Source organism: Sulfurovum sp., assembly GCA_026990595.1.
Lineage (GTDB): Bacteria > Campylobacterota > Campylobacteria > Campylobacterales > Sulfurovaceae > Sulfurovum.
The window spans coordinates 133,783-154,925 of sequence record JALXCZ010000011.1 but is presented as its reverse complement, the minus strand read 5'-3'; the positions used below and the strand labels follow the sequence as shown (position 1 = coordinate 154,925).

Sequence of the window (21,143 nt, the reverse complement as noted above, 5' to 3'; positions counted from 1 at the left end):
AAGATATGAGGATAAAATATGCCAATTAAAGAATGTAGTTTCTGTTCTGCCAATGAGAGTGAAGAGAATCCGCTCATTGCCGGAGAGAGTGCCTATATCTGTTCAAACTGTGTGATCTCTGCCTACAAGATCCTTTTTGGAGAAGAAGAACCCGAAGAGAAAGAGACAGATATGGGGGTACATACGCTCTATACACCTAAAGAGATCAATGCCCTCTTAGATGACTATATTATCGGTCAGGAGAATGCGAAAAAGACACTCTCTGTAGCTGTCTATAACCACTATAAACGTATTTTTAGAGATACTGTTGAAGACAATGATACACAGATTGCAAAATCAAACGTACTTCTCATAGGTCCTACAGGTTCAGGGAAAACACTTCTGGCTCAGACCATTGCCAGATTTTTAAATGTCCCTATTGCTATTGCAGATGCAACGAACCTTACAGAAGCAGGATATGTCGGTGAAGATGTAGAAAACATCCTTACAAAATTGCTGATGGCAGCGGATGGTGATCCTAAACTGGCAGAACAGGGGATCGTATTTATCGATGAAGTAGACAAAATAGCAAGAATGGGGGAAAACCGTTCCATTACCCGTGATGTATCTGGCGAGGGGGTACAGCAGGCACTTCTCAAACTTATTGAGGGCTCTGTTGTAAATATTCCGCCAAAAGGCGGACGTAAGCATCCTAATCAGGATTTCATTCAGATAGACACTTCCAATATTCTTTTTATCTGCGGTGGTGCATTTGACGGACTGAATGACATACTCAAAAGAAGACTAGGTTCAAATACTTTAGGATTTGGTCAGACTAAACGCTCCAAAAAAGAAGAAGAAAATCTCCTTCATCTTGTGGAGTCGGAAGATCTTGTCTCTTTCGGTCTTATACCGGAACTGATCGGACGTCTTCACGTACTGGCAACCCTGGGTGAGATCAGTAAAGAAGATATGGTACGTATTTTGGTAGAGCCTAAAAATGCTTTGGTCAAACAGTATCAGAAACTTTTTGAAATCGACAATGTCAAACTCAGTTTTGAAGAAGAGGCATTGAATCTTATTGCACAAAAAGCTATAGACAGAAAAACTGGAGCAAGAGGACTGCGTTCCATTCTTGAAGATGTACTGCTTGACATCATGTATGAACTTCCCGAACTTGAAGGCTATGAAGTCATCATTACTGAAGATGTAGTAGAAACAGGCTCCAAACCTCTGTATATAAAAAATAAAAAAACTGCGTAAAGACGCCATTATAAAAGGATAAAATAGATGTTTAAAAAATTATTGGGAATGTTTTCCAACGATCTTGCTATTGATCTGGGGACAGCAAATACACTTGTACTTGTTAAAGGTCAGGGAATCAGTATTAATGAACCCTCAGTAGTTGCTATACAATATGACAAGCATGGTCAGCAGCGTATTTTGGCAGTAGGTCAGGAAGCAAAAGATATGGTAGGGAAAACACCAGGGAACATTAAAGCGATCCGTCCTATGAAAGATGGTGTTATCGCTGACTTTGAAGTCACAGAGATGATGATCCGTTATTTTATTGAAAAAGCACATAAAAGAAAAGGGTTCTTCTCTCCCCGTATCATTATCTGCGTACCCTACGGATTGACACAGGTTGAGAGACGTGCTGTAAAAGATTCTGCTGAAAATGCAGGAGCAAGATATGTCTATCTCATTGAAGAACCTATGGCAGCTGCTATTGGTGCCGGTATCCCGGTAAAAGATCCAAACGGTAACCTTGTTGTGGATATTGGCGGGGGAACTACTGAGATAGGTGTGACTTCTCTTGGTGGACTTGTGATCAGTAAATCCATCCGTATCGCAGGAGACCATATTGACCAGGCGATCGTTGACTACATCAAAAAGAACTTCAACCTTCTTATCGGTGATCGTGTGGCAGAAGAACTCAAGATCAAGATCGGTACAGCAGTACCTTTGGAAGAAGAACTTAGTACTGCTGTTCGGGGTAGAGACCAGGTAGAAGGTAGTCTTGCTTCTATCGATATTACTTCTGAACACCTTCGAGCTGCAATGAAAGATTCTCTTGAAGAGATCGCTGATGCGCTCAAAGATGTACTGGAGCAGACACCACCGGAACTTGCAGGCGACATTGTAGAGAACGGTATCGTTCTTACAGGAGGTGGAGCCCTTATCAGAGGTTTGGATAAATACCTCTCGGATGCAGTAAAGCTTCCGGTCTATATTGCTGAAGATCCTCTTCTTGCAGTAGCTAAAGGTACAGGTAAAGCACTTGATGAAATAGATATTCTCCAGCAAATGGCATATGAAGACTAGACTGGTTATTATTGTTATACTGTTATTGGTATTAACAGTACTCCTGACAAGAAATGATGAGCGTATTGCCGATACGCTGCTGGGTATTATCAACCCTATCAAGCAAAACTATAAGAATTTTACACAAAATATAGAAGATAAAAGCCACTCCTATATCTTCCAAAAAGAGTCTATAGAAAAACTGAGCAAAGAGAATCGTATTTTACGTAAACTCCTGCTTGAGCAGACACACTACATCAAACAGATCAAAAATATTTACGAGATACTTCCAAAACTCTCTAAACTTCCTGTACATAATATTTCTATTGCAGAGACGATATCTTATGTAAAACTTAACAGTTTTTCACAAATTATTCTCACTAAACCCAAAGCACTCATGGAAGATAAACTTTACGGACTTATCCAGGGTACTGTGGTAGCTGGTACTGCAAAAGTACATAACAATCAACTCTACGGATATCTCACTTCTGATGATAAATGCCGTTTTTCTGTCTTTATCGGAAAAGAACAGGCACCCGGTATCGCAATGGGAGTAGAGAAAAATGAAATGATCATCAAATTCATTCCCAAATGGCATAAAATTGCTGTAGGAGACAGGGTGGTCACTTCAGGTCTGGATGATATTTTCTTTGCCGGTATTCCTGTAGGAGTAGTGAAAAAAGTAGAGGTACAAAGCTCCTATAAAGTGGCCCATATTAAAACCTATAGTGATATTTTCCATCCTAAAACTTTTTTCCTCATCAATAATGCAAAAGCCACCCTTGCAGAGAACTTTGACAGCAACACCACGCATCTGCCAAAACCTGCTGTTGCACAATGTATTTCTGGATCCATTACAGATATGAATCGTTCCGTTATTTCAGGTAATGATATGAATCAAAGTGGCATCATAGTACCCGAGCACAATCAGACACTGCCTATCATCTCCAGTATCCCAAGCCGAATCGATCAGACGCAAGAAGATACCATAGAACCTGAAGCACCTGTAGAGCAAATCACACCACCTGCACCGGTCAAGAAAGTAAAAAAGAGAAGAATACGTAAAAAACACAAATCCAAGCCTAAAACCAAGTCTAAACCAAGTAGTTTGGATCTCTTCTAAAAAAAGCCCTTAGGAAAGGACTCTCTTAAGGGCTTTTTGAGCCTCTTTAACGTATAATATCGAACTAAAAATCAAGGGTATATCTCCATGCCAAAACGCGAAGACATCAACACTATTTTACTTATCGGTTCAGGCCCGATCGTTATCGGTCAAGCTTGTGAATTTGACTACTCCGGAACACAGGCGGCTAAAACACTTAAAGAGCTAGGCTATAAAGTCATACTGATAAACTCCAATCCTGCAACGATCATGACAGACCCTGAGTTTGCAGACAGAACCTATGTTGAACCTATCACTCCGGAAGTGATCTCCAAGATCATTGAAAAAGAGAATGTAGATGCTATCTTACCCACAATGGGTGGTCAGACTGCACTGAATGTTGCAATGGATATGCATGATGCAGGTATGCTTAAAGAAGTAAAGTTCCTTGGAGCCAACCCGGCAGCCATTAAAAAAGGTGAAGACAGACAAGAATTCAAAGAAGCAATGATCAAGATCGGCATGGATCTTCCCATCTCCCAATATGCCTACAATATGGACGAAGCACTTGATGCTGCCAAAAAGATCGGTTTTCCGCTTATCATCCGTGCTTCATTTACCATGGCAGGCGGCGGTTCAGGTGTTGCATACAATATGGATGAGTACAAAGAGATCGTTAGAGGCGGACTTGAAGCTTCTCCTATCTCCGAGATTCTCATTGAAGAGTCTTTGCTTGGCTGGAAAGAGTATGAGATGGAAGTCATCCGTGACAGAGCAGACAACTGTATCATTGTCTGTTCCATCGAAAACTTTGACCCTATGGGTGTACATACAGGGGACTCCATTACCATCGCTCCTGCTTTGACACTTACTGACAAAGAGTACCAGAACATGAGAGATGCTTCCTTCAAGATCCTGCGTGAAGTAGGTGTCGATACAGGTGGATCAAACGTTCAATTCTCTATTAACCCCGATACCGGTCGTATGATCGTCATCGAAATGAACCCGAGAGTCAGCCGTTCTTCTGCATTGGCGTCCAAAGCAACAGGTTACCCCATTGCAAAAGTAGCTACTCTTCTGGCTGTTGGATTCACCCTTGATGAGATCACTAACGACATTACAGGTACACCTGCATCGTTTGAGCCGGTCATTGACTACATTGTGACAAAGCTCCCTAGATTCACCTTTGAAAAGTTCCCTCTTGCAAACTCTACACTGACTACTGCTATGAAGTCCGTAGGTGAAGCTATGAGTATCGGTCGTACATTCAAAGAGTCTTTCCAAAAAGCACTTTGTTCACTGGAGACCGGACTTACAGGGTTTAACCCTATCCAATGTGACGGTGAAGAGCTTGTAAGAGAGATCCGTCGTCCAAATGAGAGTCGTATGCTTTATGTATTTGAAGGATTAAGACGCGGTATGAGTGTCGATGCGATCTTTGATCTCTGCAAGATCGACAGATGGTTCCTCTATCAACTCGAAGAGTTGGCTTATAGAGAAAAAGAGATGGACATTGCCCTGCTTTCAGATGCTACAAGATTGCGTCAAGTCAAATCTGAAGGTTTCTCTGATCCTATGATCGCTGAAGTTATCAATGCCAAAGAGGGTCTAAACCTTACAGAGAATGATATCTATACTGCAAGAGAAAAACTTGGCATTACACTGGAATACAACGAAGTAGATACCTGTGCAGCAGAGTTCAAAGCACTCACCCCTTACCTCTATTCTACAACCAATATCACCCACTTCGACAAGCTCAGTGAGCAAATGGTACCTAAGCCTACCGAAGGTAAAAAAGTACTTGTTATCGGTGGTGGACCTAACCGTATCGGGCAAGGGATAGAGTTTGACTATTGTTGTGTCCATGCAGCATTTGCTCTTGAAGATATGGGAATTAAGTCTATCATGTACAACTGTAACCCTGAAACAGTCTCTACAGACTACGATACATCTGATATTCTCTACTTTGAACCAATTGACTTTGAGCATGTGAGAAGTGTCATTGAACTTGAAAACCCGGACGGGGTTATCGTACACTTTGGTGGGCAGACACCATTGAAGCTGGCTAAAAATCTTACCGCTATCGGGGCTAAGATCTCAGGAACTACTGCAAAGGTCATCGATCTTGCTGAAGACAGAGAACTCTTCTCTACATTTATCAATGATCTTGGTCTTAAACAACCGGATAACGGTACAGTATTTGCCAAAGAAGAAGCCATCATTGTAGCAAACCGTATTAGCTACCCTGTACTGGTACGTCCTTCATTCGTGCTTGGCGGACGTGGTATGAAAACCGTTTATTCAGATGAGGAACTCAAGCAGTATATGGATGAAGCAGTCTCTGTCTCTCATGATGCACCGGTACTTATCGACAAATTCCTTGACAATGCCATAGAACTGGATGTTGATGCCATCTGTGACGGTAAAGATGTCTACATCGGTTCAGTCATGCAGCACATCGAAGAAGCAGGTATCCACTCCGGTGACTCTGCATGTTCACTACCTCCGGTAAGCATCTCTGCTGAACTTCAGGAAGAAGTCAAAGAGCAGACTGCGAAGATTGCTCTTAATCTCGGTGTTGTGGGCCTTATGAATATTCAGTATGCCATCCATAAAGGTGAGATCTACCTCATTGAAGTCAACCCAAGAGCATCGCGCACTGTCCCGTTCGTCTCCAAAGCAACCGGTGTACCGCTTGCCAAAGTGGCAACGAGGGTTATGATACAGGGTGATCTTAAAGAGGCATTGAAATTCTACGACACCTTTCATGTCGTAAACTTCGACAAAAAGATCATGGAGCCGACACTCAAAAACCATGTAGCTGTCAAAGAAGCAGTCTTCCCATTCAACAAGTTACCGGGTTCTGACCTTATCTTGGGACCTGAAATGAAATCTACAGGTGAAGTCATGGGTATTTCTGAGAACTTCGGTATGAGTTTTGCCAAGTCACAGTTCGCCTCCAAGAACAATATTCCGCTTGAAGGAAAAGTATTCCTTTCACTTACGCAGACAGACAAACCGAATGCAGGTGAAGTCGGTAAAATGTTCACGGATCTCGGTTTTGAGATCGTCGCAACTTCAGGGACACATACTGCACTTCAAGATGCAGGTGTGGTATCTACAAAAGTACTCAAGATCAGCGAGGGTCGTCCGAATATTGACGATATGATAAGAAATGAAGAAATAGCCATCGCCATCAATACTTCAGACAATTCATCAAGTAAAAGTGATGCAAAGACCATCAGACAATCAGTACTTGCAAACCATGTAGCCTATTTCACCACCTTAGCGGCTGCAAAAGCAACTGCTATGGCAATTAAAGAACTTAAAGCTGCAAACGGATGTTTAGCACCTAAAGCATTGCAGGACTATCTTAGTTAGGTGAGCCGTGAAAGCAGTGAGCAGCAAAGAGTTTAAAAATTTGGTTTTTCTGACTCAAACCGATACAACTATCGGTTTTGTTTCACAAAATTCAGACAGACTTACAGCTATTAAACAGCGTCCTCCTCATAAGCATTACATTAAAGCTCTCGACAGCCTTCAAACGCTGAAAACCTTTACCCGTGTACCTTCTTTTCATAAGAACAGAGTCAGACGTTCTGCTAAAACAACCTTTATCATGCCAAACAGTTACTCTTACCGTGTTGTGAAGGACAAACATCATCTTCTGCTCTTAAACCGTCTTAAATGGGCATATACGACCTCTGCAAACCTCAGTAATCAACCTTACAACGAGCACTTTGCCAAAGAGGCAGCAGATGTCATCGTTACACCACTAAAACAGAGCAATCAAGCTTCCAGCATTTACAAACTTGGAAATTACACCATAAAAAGGATACGTTAATGTCAGTGATCTATGAAAATGAAGCAATTAAGATAGAGAGTGAAGAGAGTGAGATCCCCTGGCTGAAGATCTTTACACAGCACCCTTACAGAGAGATGAGTGAGGTACCTGCCGATATCAAATTTGATATTTACTATCTGCTTGATGTCATTGAAAAAGAGATGTTGGCGTATTACAGACCAAAAAAGATCAACATTGCCTCTTTTGGTAATTACCTGCCGCACGTACACTGGCATATTATGGCACGTTTTGAAGAAGACAGTTTTTTTCCTGAACCTATGTGGGGTAAAAAACAAAGAGAAGCAAAACTCAATCTGCCTGATTTTGGCACTTTTTATCAGAATGTTGTCAAAGCAGTTAAAAGCGCATAGAGAACTTACAACCCTGTATCTATTCTTATTAGAGGTTCCCTTTAGCATAACATATGAATTTATGTTACAATAATCATAAGACATTTCTGGATCACAGAAACTGTACTTTAGACTAGATATAATGGAGAAAATAGATGAAGAAGTATATTTATAATGCTGATATTGGAACCTTTACTATTAGACAGTTAGGTCGTTACCTGTACCAACTTTGGATAAATGATGAGATGCTTGGTGAATATGAAAGTGCCCAAAAAGCTGCACAGGATGTTGCTCAATTCAATACTGATTATGTAGAGTGGGACACATTAGAAAACAAAGCAGAAAATGTCCCAAAAAGTCTTTCTGACTGGACATCTATATCGCAAGAAACATAATAAAAATTACTAAACCAGTAGCAATAAAGATTATTTTATGTTAAAGGTATCTTCCCCTTGCTTCTGCGGGCGATCACATCTCTATAGAGCCATTCATCCCGTATCTTTCCTCTTTGCTCTTCTGTGAGTTGCGGCAGAGCATACCTTCGGGCATTTTCAAGCTGATATTCTGCTTCATAGAGTATGAGTGCGGTTGCCACTGAGACATTCAAACTCTGCACCATACCCTGCATAGGGATGATGATCACCTTATCCGCTAGAGCAATAACCTCTTTACTCACACCATCTTTCTCATTTCCCATGACAAGCAAAGTCGGTTTGGTATAGTCAACCTTTCTGAAAGAGACGGCACTTTGTGCCAAATGGGTCACAACTACCTGAAAACCTTCTTTCTGTTTCTGCTTTAAAAAATTGATTTTCTCTTCATTCTCTATGCGAATACGTTCAACCCAACGGTGTGCCCCCTGAGTAATGGTCTTATTGTATGCGAAGGTCATGATTCTCTTTGGTATTGTAGTAAAGGTGCAAAATTCCCACCCCGTCACAGCTTCTTAGAATAGCTGAAAGATTTTGGGAACTGTGAACACTATCAAGCATCACTTGCAGTGTCGGTTGTTTACGCAGCAGTATCTCTTCTATACGTTCTCTTCGTGTCTCTATGATCAGATCCCATCTACTCTAAGCAGTTTTGTTTTCCCGACCATCAGGTCAATACTCATCTTTATACGTTTCCATACAGACTCCTGTCTGTACTCAAGATTATGTTTTTTACAAATATCTTTCACCACAGGCTGCATTTTCTGGTAATAGCTGTGCGGCATATTGGGAAAAAGGTGATGTTCTATCTGGTAGTTGAGGAAACCATGAATAAAATCCAGAAAATCCGTACCCGTATTATAGTTCACCGACCCCATGATCTGTCTAAGGTAAAATTCTCCGGTACTTTTATGCGGTTCATTGAACATATAAATATCTTCTGCTGAGTGGTTTGGTACAATGACTAAAAATGAGTGCAGATTAGCAAAGAACTCCGCCATCAAAATGATAATCAATGCATTGATTGAAGCTTGTGCACCAAATGGTAAAAAGAGCATTGGGAATACAATAAATTTAATTACAATATAGGGAAGGTAGTACTCCATCCATAGCTCCAACCCATTTTTGGTACGGGGATCAAGTTGATAGTCAGTCACTTCCAGCTTTTGCTGATCCCTATTTTTTTTATTTTCAAGAATCCTCAGTGTATTGGGTGCATAATAGAGGAATTTCCACATCCCTGCAAATCCATAAATGATAATATAGCGAAGCCACATCGGTACTTTGGACTGAATAAGCCATTGAAGATTTTTCTCTACATTGTCCGGATCTTCTGTCTCTCCCAAATGATAATGGTGCATAATATTGTGTTCATACTCCCAGGCCTGCGGTTTGATCCAGTCCAGCCAGTCAACATAACGTCTTGCACCTTTGGCAAAATACTTTTTGGTATAACGCTCCGGGATATTGGGTACTTTGTCGTAGGCACCATGTAAAATGGGATGTGTCACATCTGCCCATCTGGCAACATTTCCTGTACTTATCAACAATGCCGCAATGATCGCCAATGGCCAAAACACCAATGCAGTTAATCCTCCACCCAATCCCATAATGCTTAAAAATAAAATAAGCCCGTATCCGGAGAAAGTAAACATCCTTCCCCATTTTTCAAGTTTCAAAAGGTGCTGAAAATCCTTTTCACAAACAGCACCCATCGTCTCTTTTATGGCGTTAATATCTTTTTCCAGCTGTGCTTTGTCTACATCCTCATAGCGTGCATATTGATGTTCTTTGTCTGCTATTGGCAGTGCTTCAACCTCTTGTGGCTGCTTCCCCATAGTCTACCCTTTTACTTATAATGGTTATAATTATATACTAAGTTAATTAATTTGAGTTTCTTGGTCTAAATTCGGGTATAATTGCAAAAATCTATGATAAAGGAAGTCAAATGTGCGACTTCAATACCCTCACGGAAGAAGAGAAAAAACTTCATCATGAAAAACTCCTTCAGTGTGCCAATAATTTTGGCGGAATAAACTTCTTTTTGCAGCTTCTTGAAGCCATTAGAGAGACAAAACCTCATCCTCTTGTCTCTGCAAACCGAGAATTCAATATAGAACTCGGTACGGTCAAATGGAACAAAGTAATTTTCAACGATAAACTCCAGCTTTTGCTTAAAGCCCGTGTCAACGAAAGCAAGCAGGATAACCTTCTTCCTGAAAAAGAGGCAAAGAACTATAAAAAAATTCTCAATGTTGTGCGTACACTCAAACCCGTTGTATTTCATGTCAAACCCACTGTTAAAGAGGATGGACCGGGATTCTTCTTTCAGCCCTTTGACGTAATAGATGAAAATACAACAAAACTCAACCCTGTATTTGATGCACTTTTCTTCTGTTCGGTAGCCACCGTTAAAAAAGTCTTGAACTACGCACCAAAGACATAATATGGCAAGCGGACAGAAAAGAGCAGATATCAGATATGGACGGGATGTTGCTGTCGTACTCAAAGAGGATCAGGCTACAGGCAGACTGACTTACGGTAAAGTACAAAAGATCCTCACCAACTCCCCTACCCACCCTCACGGTATAAAAGTGCGTCTAAATACCGGTGAAGTAGGTCGTGTCAAAGAGATACTGTGATCCTCTATATAGACGGTGATGCTTTTCCCAATCTTCTTAAACCTATTGTACTCAGAAGCATAGAGCGTCTGGGCATACCTACGAAAGTCATCGCCAATAAAAAGATAAATATCGGTAACTCAAAACATATTGAGTATATTGTTGTTGCACAAGGTGCAGATGAGGCAGATCATCATATTGTTGAACTCTGTAAAGAAAATGATCTGGTCATCACTGCAGACATACCTTTGGCAGACAGGATCATCTCCAAAAATGCCCATGCCATAGACCACAGAGGTGAACTCTACAGCATAGAGAACATTAAACAGTATCTTGCTATGCGTAACTTAATGGAGAGTATTAGAGAAAGCGGAGAAATAACCGGAGGGCCAAAGCCGTTCGGACAGAAAGATGCCCATGCCTTTGCCAATCAGTTCAATGCGTTTTTAGCCAAATATTGAACGGAGATTATATATTTTTTTCATATTTTTTACTGCCGGTAACACAACTATGCTATAATCACTCCCAATGAAACAGATAATCTCAGCTAAATACAGACGTTTTGTACTCTATGTAGAGATCTTTATGGTGATCCTGCTGCTTCCGGTACTCTACAATTTTGTTCCTGTCAATCAAGGGGTCACTACCTTCTATATCCCCTCATCCGATGTGGAGGAAGTGACTCAGACCCTGGAGAAGAACGGCTATACCGTTACCTGGATAGACAAAATGATGCTGCAGCTTATACGCACACCCAAAGAGGGGTGGTACACGGTTGATCCCAAGGAGTCCGGCAGACTTTTCTTTTTTGAGTATCTTCATAGAAAAAGAGCTCAGACCATGGATATTGTCATCTATGCCGGTGAGACGTCAAAGGAACTTACCACACGTCTAGCAAAAGATATGAAACTCAACAGAGAAAAGCTTTACCGGTTTTACCAGAAGCATACACGCTTCGAGGAAGCAGATATCTTTGCCAAACGCTATGAAATAGCCAGAAAAGCAGATGAGAATACGACGATCTCTTATCTTTTTGATCTTTCCACTAAAGTAATCAATGGCTTCGAGAAAAAATATTTTCATAAAAAACCCGATACTTCGGAATTAAAAGTATTGCTCACCATTGCTTCTATCATCCAAAAAGAGAGCAACTCCAAAAAAGAGATGCCCTCTATTGCTTCAGTAATCTACAATCGTCTCAACAAAGGGATGAAACTGCAAATGGACAGTACTCTGAACTATGGGGAGCATTCTCATACGGTTATCACTCCCGAACGTATCAAAAGTGATACAAGCTACTACAATACTTACAAACACAAAGGACTGCCTCCCTACCCTTTGGGAACCGTCACAGAAGATGCACTTTATGCTGCAATACACCCGAAAAAAAGTAACTATCTCTTTTTCATGCTGAACCAAAACGGAGAACATGATTTTACAGCAAGTTATGAAGAACATCTCAAAAATATCAAAGCATTTAAAACATCACGAAAGAAGAAAAGCAAATCAAAGAAAAAAGAGACTGTAAAAGTCAACACTTCCAAATCAAAAGGGAAACATGCGAAAGAAACAAATCTTACTTCTGTCTCTTACATACCGGCAAAATATTAAGAGGGAAGTGCTAACCCAGCTTTATAAAATGCAGAAACCTCTGCAAAAGTGAGTACTTTTGTGGTTCTTTTTTTGCCATACTGCTACCCTCCTTCTGTATCTCCAATGCCTCAAGATGCTTCTGCAAAACATCTTTGGCACTTTTAATATTTACCGGTTCAAAATGCTCTGTTTTAAATTTATTCGGCATCCAGCACCTTCTCTATCTCATGCATTGCATCTTCATTCTTTAGTCTGAATTTGATCTCAATACGTCTTGAAGCATCCTTGTCTTCTATGCCATTTACTTTGATAGCATCCAGATAGGCACGACCTGAAGCAACCAGTAGGGGTTTCAGATTATACTCTTTTGCAAAATCCAGCGTAAGCAGGTAGTTCATCACGGCAAATGCACGTTTTTGCGAAAGATCCAGATTATACAGGTAGCCACCATCACTGTCTGTATGTCCTTCTATAATGATCTTGTCCAGATGCGGTTTTATCTTGGGGTTGCTGACCAGTGTACCTACATACTCTTCAAATGCTTTCTTAAGCTCTTTTTTCGCTCCCTCTTTGAGTGTTGCACTTCCCTTATCAAACAGTATATTCGATGCAAGCCTGAGCGAACCACTGTTCTTGTCTATATTGATCTTGTTTCCCAACGCATCCTTGAGCGCAGCAATGACCTTGAGTTTGATACCTGTAAGTGACTTGATCTTGGCCTTTTGTTTTTGAAGGTTCTCTACCAGCTTGTCATACTTTGTCGCCTTCTCATCAAGAGCATTCAGCAGTTCAAGAAGTTTCTTGTCTTTGTTCTCTACTGTTCTGTTCGCTTCAGTCAGCTGATCTGAAAGTACGATCACTTTTCCTTTGTATGCTTTAAGCATTTTATTACGCTCTGCCAAAGAGAGCTCTGTTTTCTTCAGTGTTTGGTTTGTATCATTCAGAAGATTCTGTACAATCACTATCTTTTTGCTGAGGAGGTCTTTTTGGGTATTTGTCTTAAGAAGCATTTGGTTAAGTTTTTTGATCTCATCTTCTCTTAGTTTAAGCGTATGCAAATCCTCTTTAATATGCTTGTCTTTTTTTGCTATGAGTTTTTTATTGGTATGGATCACTTTTTTACTCTTAACCAAAGAAGCATTCAGGTCATCCAATTTGGATTCTTTGGTTTTAAGTGTCTGGGAGATCAACGCCAGCCGGTCTTCTTTTTCATGCAAATGACTTTTAAGGATGATAGACTTGGAGACGATCGCTCCTATGAGCAGAATAAAAACAAAAAGCAGCCCTGCCATCAAGTCTGCATACGATATCCAGAAGTTACTGCCCTCATCGGTACTTTTTTTTCTGAACATAGGGTTACTTCTTATCCTCTTTGAGTGTTGCCAGATTGCTGAGTATCATCTGGTTCTGCTCGGCAATGATACGTGAAAAAGAACCCAGCTTCTCTACGATCTGTCCTACTTCAGAGTCTATCTTGTCAAAGGTATGATCGACTGTTCCATCAAAGCGTTCCATGGATCTCTGTAAGCTTTTGGCATTGGCATTGAACCCTTCTATGTTCTCTTTTATGGTAGAGACAGCATTGATACTCTCCTGTCTGTCATGTATCTTGTCCAAGGTTACCCTTAACTCATGGGAAGCATCCTGCATCTGCTTTGTGAGTACTGTAAAGCTTTTACTTGTCTCATTCATGATCGCTGTAAAGTTTTTGAGGTACTGCTCATTGAGTTCACGTATAAAATCCATATTGAACGTCTCTTTTAGTGTCTGGACGATCTCCTGATCTTTAAGTTCACTCTGCATATGCTCATGTTTGATGAGTTCGGACTTCTTCCATACACGTGATTCATAAAGTTTCTCCAGATCGTAGAGATTCTTGTCTACCTTTGTGCTTCCTCTTTTTTCAAAATAGGTCCAGATCAGAGAGAGCATGATCCCGTAGATCGAAGCATAGAATGCCGTTCCTACACCTGCAAGCAGTACCGATATCTCCTGATCGAGTGCACCAAGGTCCTTGGCTGTAAAGTCAGGCATAGAAATGGCAATAGCAATGAATGTTCCCAAAATACCGAGCATAGGGAATACAGAAGGTGCTACACGGGCAAAATTATCATTGCGTATATCTTTGTAATACTCAGCCATAAAATCTTTGACATGCAGTGTAGACTTTGTCCTGCCCATGATAGTCAGTGCATTGTCTCTGAGTTCACTCTGCAGACTTGCTTCCATAGCTGCAAAGGAACCTCTCATATGACAGGCTGCGTAGTTGGCATTGTGTCTTACAAAGAAAAGAAATACAACAAAGATGAATGCAATGATCAGCAGTGTATGCAACTCAACTTTCAGAGGGAGCAGCCCCAAATATCCAAGCACAAGTCCTACGAGAAAAAGTAAAGGAAGCAGTACAATGACAAAGGAGTGTGAAAAACATGATTTTGAGCTTTGGTTATCGAGTTGTAACATAGAAGCATCCTCATAGGTATATTTTTGCGATTGTATAGATTATAGCAAAAGTGTATAAACCAACAATTAATTTCCTAAAACCAAAACGTCCCCAAAGGTACTATTTGTTTAGGACGCATGCAGAGCAAAGCCCTGCATACTACGCTAACACTGAGTTCTCTTCAGCAGAGTGCTCATGCGACTGATCGCATTATTCATTTAAGACCAACATGTCCCCAAATGGTACCATTTGTTTAGGACGCATACGGAGCAAAGCCCTGCATACTACGCTAACACTGAGTTCTCTTCAGCAGAGTGCTCATGCGATTGATCGCATTATTCATTTAAGACCATCACTTCACCAAACGGTACTTCTTTAGCTTCAGGTATGACCCACATCACATCATAGCTTGGCTCAAATTCAGGGAAGGTACCCATGCCGTCGGTAAAGTAAAGCAGAAGTGTCGGATAGTTTATCTGTTGGTCTATGTAGGCAAAAACAGCGCTAAAGTCCGTTCCTCCTCTTCCGCTTACATCATACTCCAATGACTCGCCGGGTAAAAAAACTTTATGCGACTGTACCTTGGCATCAGCCATAATAAGGTCTATTTCATAATTGGGATAACGCTGCATAATGGAGCCTACCTCTCCCAAGAAAGTACCCAAAAGTGTTTCATCCACCGAACCTGAAGTATCTACCGCAATGACGATACGCAAAAGATCGGAGTTCAGTGACGGCAGGTATATACCGCGATAGAGGTACTTCATATTCGGAGGTATGAAGGAGTAGGTACTTTTGGCATACGAAGCGATATACCCGTACAAAAGCTCACGCCAGTCTACTTTGTGGGAAAAATATTCAGGTACAACGAAATTCAGGTCTTTAGGCAATGTACCTTGCCGGTTAAGCTTTTGGAATATCTGTTCAAAATGCTCTTTAAGCTCTTCCTGTAATGCATGTATCTCTTCCAAAGGTTCTTCCTCTTTGGCATGCTGCAGTTCATTTCTGTTGGCATTTTCAGAGTTTGAACCATCACTTTTGGCACCCTGTCTTGGTCTGTCACCTTTTTCATTCCAGTCTCTGGGTGCTTCCACTCCTTCTTGTGAGACTCTGTCATTATTTGACTTTCCCTGTTCATCATGCGCCTGCTCTTGGAGTGATTCATCACTGCTTAGCTCTTCATTTATAATGTCAGAACGTAATATCTCATACACCTCTTCGGCATACATCCCTTCAAAACGCTGCTGAAAGTTGGCACGGTCAGGCAGCCCAAATCCGTTCTTTAGCAGCATGGCATTGATGGTGTAATCCGTTGCCAACTGCCAAAGCCACTCGTACCGCTCTCCTATACGTCTCTGATGTTTCAAAACCGTATGCATCGCTCCGTTTGCAAGGGCAAACTCCACCTCTTCCACAGAAGCATTGTCAAAGTAGGCATCGTTGTACTGCAGGTGCACACCGTCAGAGAGAAATGACTCTATATTGTCACTCGGATGCAACTTCAACGCAGCCGCGACCGTTCCAAAATAGGGATGTTCCAACATCAGTCTGGCTTTGGCTTTTTCTATCTTTTCCAGGTGTGTCATGGGTTGATTATATCAAAGTTTATTCGGGTTTATGCTATCCCCAGGTTACGCATGAAGTTCCCGGCAATGATACTGCTTCGTTCTTTGAACTGCTCAGCTATCTGTGGTGCATAGACTTCATCAAGTGTGGCATAAAAGAGTGTGAGCCACTGTGCAAAGGTCTCACGCTTCAACTCCCCCAAATACATATGCGGAGCAAAAGGATTCCCCCTGTAGGAGGTGTCTCCCAGAGCGATAGAAGCCCAAAAGTCTATGAGCAGCTTCAAGTGCGGTCTCCAGTGCTCGTTGTTCATATCATCACCCAACTTGGCGACGAAAAAAGGTCCTACAATGTCATCTTTCATGACCCTTGTATAAAAGTTCATAACCATGGTTTCTATGTTCTCTCTGGTGATCGTGTTTGCAGACATATTTTAATTCCTTATTGGTTTTGGTAGGTTATAGCAGAAGTATCTTAAAGGTTTAGTGGGCAGTCGTTAAAGGGCACTTCTAAAGTATATTCCTCAGAACGATTGCATAATGCATTACAAAAAGATTTAAGAGCAATATCAGCATAGAGGAACCTCTGGAGAGGATTTGTTCTGTACGTGTACGCTGTTTGCCATTGGTTCGGTAGGCAATGATAAAATGTACAACTGTAGCAATGGTCAAGATGATGACAAGCGTCAGCTTCATATTAAGCGCATGGGAGATAGGGGTTCCGTTGTCGTTGAAAAGCAGAGGGAAAAGACTGTACTTCATACCAAGAACAGCTCCGCTGGAAAGCAGTGAAATAAGGGCAACTACTTCAAACCAGCCAAAGATCGGTCCAACATGAGGGTAAACCTCCTGTTGTGCCTTTTTGTCTCTCAAAGAGACACCGAGAATAAACATAAAGACCGACCCGCCTATCCAGGAGATCGCCATAATGAGGTGAATATGGAATGCCCACTCTGTAACTACATCAAACATACTAACTGTCCAACTTCAAGACAGCCATGAATGCCTCTTGCGGTACTTGCACCTTACCGATGGACTTCATACGTTTTTTACCCGCTTTTTGCTTCTCTAAAAGCTTTCTTTTCCGGGTAATGTCTCCACCGTAACACTTTGCAGTTACGTTCTTGCCCATGGACTTCACGTTGGTACGGGCAATGATATCATTGCCGATACTCGCCTGAATGGCAACTTCAAACAGCTGTCTTGGGATGAGCTCTTTAAGCTGTGCTACAAAAGCAAGCCCGCGTGAACGTGCTTTGTCACGTGGTACGATAATAGAGAGTGAATCGACGATATCACCCGCCACACGAATGTCAAGTTTGACCAGATCACCCTCTCTAAACCCTATAGGCTCATAGTCAAAACTTGCATATCCTTTGGTGGTAGACTTCAATTTGTCGTAAAAGTCCATGACTATCTCATTCATGGGAATATCATATTCCAAAAGGACACGTGTTTCGTTCAGGTAATCCATCTTGATCTGAATACCACGGCGGTCATTGAGCAGTTTAATGAGGTTCCCCAAGTACTCTTGAGGTGTTAAAATAGTCGCTTTCACATAAGGTTCAAAGATCTTGGCGATCTTTTGCGGTTCAGGCAGTTCAGAAGGGTTTTGTATCTCTATCTCTTCCCCATTGGTCTGCTCTACCCTGTAGACAACCGTAGGTGCAGTAGCGATGAGCTCCAAGTTAAACTCACGTTCCAAACGCTCTTTGATGACCTCCATATGCAGCATCCCAAGGAAACCTGTCCTGAACCCCGAACCCAGCGCCATAGAACTCTCCGGTTCAAAGCTGAGTGAGGAGTCATTGAGTTTGAGTCTGTTCAGTGCATCACGCAAATCTTCAAAACGGTCTGTCTCTATGGGGTAGATACCCGCAAAGACAAACGGTTTGGCAGGCTCAAATCCGCCGATGATCTCTGCTGTAGGGTTTTTGGCATCGGTGATCGTGTCCCCCACCTGCAAGCCCTCAACCGTTTTTAGTCCGGTGACGACAATGCCCACTTCACCTGTACGTATCTCATCGGTTTTGATGGGTGCAATGGGATTTGGGTACATTAGATCCAATACCTGATGCTCCTCTTTGGTTCCCATGATCTTGATGGTCTGTCGCTTTTTGATGCTTCCTTCAAAGACACGTACCAGAGCCAAAGCACCTAAATAGTTGTCAAACCAACTATCATAAATAAGGGCTTTAGCCGGAGCATTTTCATCCCCTTGCGGTGCAGGCACACGCTCAATGATGGCATCAATAAGTTCTGCTACCCCAACACCAGTTTTGGCAGAGACAAGATTGTGCTCTGTTGCATCGATGCCGATGGCTTCTTCAAGCTCGGTTAGAACACGGTCAGGATCGGCAGCAGGCAAGTCTATTTTGTTCACGACAGGAAGCAATTCAAGATCATTCTCAATGGCAATATAGACATTGGCAATGGTCTGAGCTTCTACGCCCTGTGCCGCATCAACAATGAGCAGTGCACCTTCGCACGAAGCCAGTGAGCGGCTCACTTCATAAGAGAAATCCACGTGACCCGGAGTGTCTATAAGGTTAAGGATGTAATGTTCACCGTCTTTAACATAGTCCAAACGTACAGACTGGGCTTTAATGGTAATACCACGTTCCCTCTCAATGTCCATCGTGTCCATCACCTGGGCAGACATCTGTCGGTCACTCACCGCCCCACACTCCTGTATGATACGATCTGCGAGCGTAGACTTTCCATGGTCAATGTGTGCGATGATGGAGAAGTTACGTATATTTTTCTGTGGTACTGTTTTAACCAAGATTTATCCTCTTTTTGACAACTGTATAAGCATAATAGACTGCTGTGTTACTGTCATTTTAATTCTGATCTGTCAGGATCAATTGCCCATTTCAAAGAGTGAGTTGACACTCTCATTGTTATGGACTCTTCGGATCACTTCTCCAAGCATAGAGGCGGTAGAGAGCATTTTGATCTTTTTGGACTGCTTCTTCATAGGGATAGTGTTTGCTACGACTAATTCATCCAATTCACCCTCTTCAATGCGTTCATAGGCTGGACCTGAAAGAACCGGGTGTGTACAACATGCCATGACCGAATTTGCTCCAAGTTTTTTCAGTGCTGCAGCACCTTTGACCATGGTACCTGCCGTATCGACCATATCATCAATAAGAATAATATCTTTCCCTTCCACATCGCCAATAACATTCATTACTTCCGCTACATTTGCCTTTTCACGACGTTTATCGACAATGACCATATCAAGCCCCAGTTTGTTTGCAAAATATCTGGCTCTTGCCACTCCGCCAATGTCAGGAGAAGCGATCACAGGGTTTTTAAAATTCTTGGCTTTAATATAGTCCATGAATAAAATAGCACCATAAAGGTTATCGACAGGGATGTCGAAGAAACCCTGGATCTGTGAAGCATGAAGGTCAACCGTAACCATACGTGTGATCCCTGATGTTTCCATAAGATTGGCAACGAGTTTGGCAGTAATAGGCACTCTCGGTGCTGCTTTTCTGTCCTGTCTGGCATAGCCGTAGTAAGGCACGACTGCCGTAATTGACTTGGCAGAAGAACGTTTCAAAGCATCTGTCATGATGAGCAGTTCCATCAGGTTCGCATTTGCAGGTGCAGAGGTAGGCTGGATGATAAAAACATCTTTACCACGTACAGACTCAGCGATCTGTACAGAGATCTCACCATCTGAAAAACGGTTGATCGTAGCTTGAGAGAGTGGCATTTCAAGGTAAGTCGCTATCTCTTGCGCAAGTTCAGGGTTGGAAGTTCCGGAAAAAAGCATATATCCGCTCATTGGTTGTACCTTTACGTATATTTTGTTACGCATATTCTACACAAATGTTGATAAAAAGGGGATTTAAAGCTCCGTGGTATTACACTAAGACAAATATTTTATGATACTATGGATTTAAATGATACGCAAAGCTTTTAAAAAAAAATCATCCCAAAAAAGCAAAATAGATACTTTTTTAGAAAAATATCATCTGCCAAAAGGCTATCTGAGTGTGAACAGACGTATGATAACCAGAGGGGTACTTATAGGACTTTTTTGGGGCTTTATCCCTATGCCTATGCAGATGCTTGCTGTCATGGCAACCACCCCTTTTATACGCTTTAATGTACCCATTGCCATCTCAATGGTCTGGTTAAGCAACCCCGTTACTATGCCGCCTATGTATTACATGGAGTACCTTACAGGCAATTTCATTTTAGGTCGCGAAGGGATAAGCAACATAGAACTTACACTTGACTGGTTCACCTCACACATGGGTGACATCTTTGTTCCCTTGTATGTAGGTACAGCTTTTTACTCTATCGTCGTCTCAACACTGATCTATTTTGTACTCAACTGGCTATGGATAAAATCAGTCAAAAGTGAAAAACACCAGCGTGAAAAAGAGCGACGGGAGAGAAGAGAAAAAGAAAACTGACAAATAAAACTTTCTTCTTTTATTCTACCATCTCACTTGCAGAAACGATATCAATAAGGAAACCGCCTTTTTTAATGTAGCCGAAATTCTCCAACACACTTTTTTTACGCTTCACATCAATAAAGAATATCCCGGGTGTCAATTTGGTTTGAAATGCCTTTGGTAATTTGCCATTCACATCAACAACCACGGTGACCATCTCTTTAAGGTTTTTTTGTATCTGTGGATCTCGCAGTGTCTCATGCACCATCATTTCACACCAGTGACAGCCATCTTTTACTACCACCAAAAGTACTAATTTTTTCTTTTGGGCTTTTGCTTTTTCATATGCTTTGCTCAGATCAGTCTGTGCATCAAGCAGCCATGCTGCATCTTCTGCTGTGATCGCCAACAGATTACCGACTATCAAGATAAACATGAGTATTGTTTTCATACTTATTCTCCTTTCAAAGAATTTATAAGTATATTATAT

The 21,143-nt window shown here is 41.6% G+C and carries 23 protein-coding genes; 12 read left to right on the top strand and 11 right to left on the bottom strand.

Annotated features, from left to right (window positions below; translation table 11 throughout):
* The first annotated feature begins 18 nt into the window (after positions 1–18).
* From clpX to MVE01_RS03955, 7 genes are all read left to right on the top strand, one after another.
* Complete coding sequence (gene clpX, locus MVE01_RS03985) at positions 19–1,242, top strand: ATP-dependent Clp protease ATP-binding subunit ClpX (protein ID WP_472560876.1); 1,224 nt, start codon at positions 19–21, stop codon at positions 1,240–1,242.
* A gap of 27 nt (positions 1,243–1,269) precedes the next feature.
* The gene (locus MVE01_RS03980) at positions 1,270–2,304 is read left to right on the top strand and encodes a rod shape-determining protein (protein ID WP_472560875.1); all 1,035 of its coding nucleotides are present in this window, start codon (positions 1,270–1,272) and stop codon (positions 2,302–2,304) included.
* The gene (gene mreC / locus MVE01_RS03975; RefSeq protein WP_472560874.1) at positions 2,294–3,406 is read left to right on the top strand and encodes a rod shape-determining protein MreC; all 1,113 of its coding nucleotides are present in this window, start codon (positions 2,294–2,296) and stop codon (positions 3,404–3,406) included. The genes MVE01_RS03980 and mreC overlap by 11 nt, the downstream gene beginning before the upstream one ends.
* 87 nt (positions 3,407–3,493) lie before the next feature.
* Complete coding sequence (gene carB / locus MVE01_RS03970) at positions 3,494–6,766, top strand: carbamoyl-phosphate synthase large subunit (RefSeq protein WP_472560873.1); 3,273 nt, start codon at positions 3,494–3,496, stop codon at positions 6,764–6,766.
* A 7-nt stretch (positions 6,767–6,773) separates the two neighbouring features.
* Positions 6,774–7,229, top strand: a complete 456-nt coding sequence (locus tag MVE01_RS03965; RefSeq protein ID WP_472560872.1) for a Sua5/YciO/YrdC/YwlC family protein — start codon at positions 6,774–6,776, stop codon at positions 7,227–7,229.
* Positions 7,229–7,600, top strand: a complete 372-nt coding sequence (locus tag MVE01_RS03960; protein WP_472560871.1) for an HIT family protein — start codon at positions 7,229–7,231, stop codon at positions 7,598–7,600. The genes MVE01_RS03965 and MVE01_RS03960 overlap by 1 nt, the downstream gene beginning before the upstream one ends.
* Positions 7,601–7,734: 134 nt before the next feature.
* Complete coding sequence (locus tag MVE01_RS03955) at positions 7,735–7,974, top strand: hypothetical protein (protein ID WP_472560870.1); 240 nt, start codon at positions 7,735–7,737, stop codon at positions 7,972–7,974.
* 35 nt (positions 7,975–8,009) lie between these two features.
* Here MVE01_RS03955 and MVE01_RS03950 read toward each other — a convergent pair whose 3' ends face one another.
* Complete coding sequence (locus MVE01_RS03950) at positions 8,010–8,471, bottom strand: TrmH family RNA methyltransferase (protein ID WP_472560869.1); 462 nt, start codon at positions 8,469–8,471, stop codon at positions 8,010–8,012.
* A gap of 165 nt (positions 8,472–8,636) precedes the next feature.
* Positions 8,637–9,848: a fatty acid desaturase family protein gene (locus tag MVE01_RS03945; RefSeq protein ID WP_472560868.1), complete on the bottom strand. Its 1,212-nt coding sequence runs from the start codon at positions 9,846–9,848 to the stop codon at positions 8,637–8,639.
* 110 nt (positions 9,849–9,958) lie between these two features.
* Between MVE01_RS03945 and MVE01_RS03940 the strand changes: the two genes are divergently transcribed.
* From MVE01_RS03940 to mltG, 4 genes are all read left to right on the top strand, one after another.
* Positions 9,959–10,456 carry a hypothetical protein gene (locus tag MVE01_RS03940; protein ID WP_472560867.1) on the top strand — a complete coding sequence of 166 codons (498 nt, stop codon included), beginning with the start codon at positions 9,959–9,961 and terminating at the stop codon, positions 10,454–10,456.
* Between the two features lies 1 nt (position 10,457).
* Positions 10,458–10,652 carry a YwbE family protein gene (locus MVE01_RS03935; protein WP_472560866.1) on the top strand — a complete coding sequence of 65 codons (195 nt, stop codon included), beginning with the start codon at positions 10,458–10,460 and terminating at the stop codon, positions 10,650–10,652.
* Complete coding sequence (locus tag MVE01_RS03930) at positions 10,649–11,092, top strand: YaiI/YqxD family protein (RefSeq protein WP_472560865.1); 444 nt, start codon at positions 10,649–10,651, stop codon at positions 11,090–11,092. Before MVE01_RS03935 ends, MVE01_RS03930 begins: the two co-directional genes overlap by 4 nt.
* A gap of 67 nt (positions 11,093–11,159) precedes the next feature.
* Complete coding sequence (mltG, locus tag MVE01_RS03925; protein WP_472560864.1) at positions 11,160–12,242, top strand: endolytic transglycosylase MltG; 1,083 nt, start codon at positions 11,160–11,162, stop codon at positions 12,240–12,242.
* Positions 12,243–12,252: 10 nt separating this feature from the next.
* On the opposite strand, the gene MVE01_RS03920 is transcribed toward mltG, so the two are convergent.
* The 8 genes from MVE01_RS03920 to MVE01_RS03885 form a co-directional block, all read right to left on the bottom strand.
* Positions 12,253–12,432, bottom strand: a complete 180-nt coding sequence (locus MVE01_RS03920; RefSeq protein WP_472560863.1) for a hypothetical protein — start codon at positions 12,430–12,432, stop codon at positions 12,253–12,255.
* Positions 12,422–13,576, bottom strand: coding sequence for an OmpA family protein (locus MVE01_RS03915; RefSeq protein ID WP_472560862.1), 1,155 nt, complete (start codon positions 13,574–13,576; stop codon positions 12,422–12,424). The genes MVE01_RS03920 and MVE01_RS03915 overlap by 11 nt, the downstream gene beginning before the upstream one ends.
* Before the next feature lie 4 nt (positions 13,577–13,580).
* Positions 13,581–14,687 (bottom strand): MotA/TolQ/ExbB proton channel family protein, encoded by a 1,107-nt coding sequence (locus tag MVE01_RS03910; RefSeq protein ID WP_472560861.1) that lies wholly within the window; start codon positions 14,685–14,687, stop codon positions 13,581–13,583.
* A 315-nt stretch (positions 14,688–15,002) separates the two neighbouring features.
* Positions 15,003–16,253 carry a vWA domain-containing protein gene (locus tag MVE01_RS03905; protein ID WP_472560860.1) on the bottom strand — a complete coding sequence of 417 codons (1,251 nt, stop codon included), beginning with the start codon at positions 16,251–16,253 and terminating at the stop codon, positions 15,003–15,005.
* Between the two features lie 29 nt (positions 16,254–16,282).
* Entirely contained in the window at positions 16,283–16,663 is a 381-nt protein-coding gene (locus MVE01_RS03900; protein WP_472560859.1) for a group III truncated hemoglobin, read from the bottom strand.
* 79 nt (positions 16,664–16,742) lie between these two features.
* Positions 16,743–17,204, bottom strand: a complete 462-nt coding sequence (locus tag MVE01_RS03895) for a hypothetical protein (RefSeq protein WP_472560858.1) — start codon at positions 17,202–17,204, stop codon at positions 16,743–16,745.
* 1 nt (position 17,205) lies between these two features.
* Positions 17,206–19,017, bottom strand: a complete 1,812-nt coding sequence (gene lepA, locus MVE01_RS03890; RefSeq protein WP_472560857.1) for a translation elongation factor 4 — start codon at positions 19,015–19,017, stop codon at positions 17,206–17,208.
* A 78-nt stretch (positions 19,018–19,095) separates the two neighbouring features.
* Entirely contained in the window at positions 19,096–20,034 is a 939-nt protein-coding gene (locus tag MVE01_RS03885; protein ID WP_472560856.1) for a ribose-phosphate pyrophosphokinase, read from the bottom strand.
* Between the two features lie 118 nt (positions 20,035–20,152).
* Between MVE01_RS03885 and MVE01_RS03880 the strand changes: the two genes are divergently transcribed.
* Positions 20,153–20,671: a DUF2062 domain-containing protein gene (locus MVE01_RS03880; RefSeq protein WP_472560855.1), complete on the top strand. Its 519-nt coding sequence runs from the start codon at positions 20,153–20,155 to the stop codon at positions 20,669–20,671.
* A gap of 19 nt (positions 20,672–20,690) precedes the next feature.
* Here MVE01_RS03880 and MVE01_RS03875 read toward each other — a convergent pair whose 3' ends face one another.
* On the bottom strand, positions 20,691–21,104 hold the full coding sequence (locus MVE01_RS03875) for a DUF255 domain-containing protein (RefSeq protein ID WP_472560854.1): 414 nt from the start codon (positions 21,102–21,104) through the stop codon (positions 20,691–20,693).
* Between the last annotated feature and the right edge of the window lie 39 nt (positions 21,105–21,143).

Bases quoted from the DNA above. Each gene is read 5' to 3' on its own strand.
- clpX (WP_472560876.1), top strand. From the start codon at position 19: ATGCCAATTAAAGAATGTAGTTTCTGTTCTGCCAATGAGAGTGAAGAG.
- MVE01_RS03980 (WP_472560875.1), top strand. From the start codon at position 1,270: ATGTTTAAAAAATTATTGGGAATGTTTTCCAACGATCTTGCTATTGAT.
- mreC (WP_472560874.1), top strand. From the start codon at position 2,294: ATGAAGACTAGACTGGTTATTATTGTTATACTGTTATTGGTATTAACA.
- carB (WP_472560873.1), top strand. From the start codon at position 3,494: ATGCCAAAACGCGAAGACATCAACACTATTTTACTTATCGGTTCAGGC.
- MVE01_RS03960 (WP_472560871.1), top strand. From the start codon at position 7,229: ATGTCAGTGATCTATGAAAATGAAGCAATTAAGATAGAGAGTGAAGAG.
- MVE01_RS03955 (WP_472560870.1), top strand. From the start codon at position 7,735: ATGAAGAAGTATATTTATAATGCTGATATTGGAACCTTTACTATTAGA.
- MVE01_RS03950 (WP_472560869.1), bottom strand. From the start codon at position 8,471: ATGACCTTCGCATACAATAAGACCATTACTCAGGGGGCACACCGTTGG.
- MVE01_RS03945 (WP_472560868.1), bottom strand. From the start codon at position 9,848: ATGGGGAAGCAGCCACAAGAGGTTGAAGCACTGCCAATAGCAGACAAA.
- MVE01_RS03940 (WP_472560867.1), top strand. From the start codon at position 9,959: ATGTGCGACTTCAATACCCTCACGGAAGAAGAGAAAAAACTTCATCAT.
- MVE01_RS03935 (WP_472560866.1), top strand. From the start codon at position 10,458: ATGGCAAGCGGACAGAAAAGAGCAGATATCAGATATGGACGGGATGTT.
- mltG (WP_472560864.1), top strand. From the start codon at position 11,160: ATGAAACAGATAATCTCAGCTAAATACAGACGTTTTGTACTCTATGTA.
- MVE01_RS03920 (WP_472560863.1), bottom strand. From the start codon at position 12,432: ATGCCGAATAAATTTAAAACAGAGCATTTTGAACCGGTAAATATTAAA.
- MVE01_RS03915 (WP_472560862.1), bottom strand. From the start codon at position 13,576: ATGTTCAGAAAAAAAAGTACCGATGAGGGCAGTAACTTCTGGATATCG.
- MVE01_RS03910 (WP_472560861.1), bottom strand. From the start codon at position 14,687: ATGTTACAACTCGATAACCAAAGCTCAAAATCATGTTTTTCACACTCC.
- MVE01_RS03905 (WP_472560860.1), bottom strand. From the start codon at position 16,253: ATGACACACCTGGAAAAGATAGAAAAAGCCAAAGCCAGACTGATGTTG.
- MVE01_RS03900 (WP_472560859.1), bottom strand. From the start codon at position 16,663: ATGTCTGCAAACACGATCACCAGAGAGAACATAGAAACCATGGTTATG.
- MVE01_RS03895 (WP_472560858.1), bottom strand. From the start codon at position 17,204: ATGTTTGATGTAGTTACAGAGTGGGCATTCCATATTCACCTCATTATG.
- MVE01_RS03885 (WP_472560856.1), bottom strand. From the start codon at position 20,034: ATGAGCGGATATATGCTTTTTTCCGGAACTTCCAACCCTGAACTTGCG.
- MVE01_RS03880 (WP_472560855.1), top strand. From the start codon at position 20,153: ATGATACGCAAAGCTTTTAAAAAAAAATCATCCCAAAAAAGCAAAATA.
- MVE01_RS03875 (WP_472560854.1), bottom strand. From the start codon at position 21,104: ATGAAAACAATACTCATGTTTATCTTGATAGTCGGTAATCTGTTGGCG.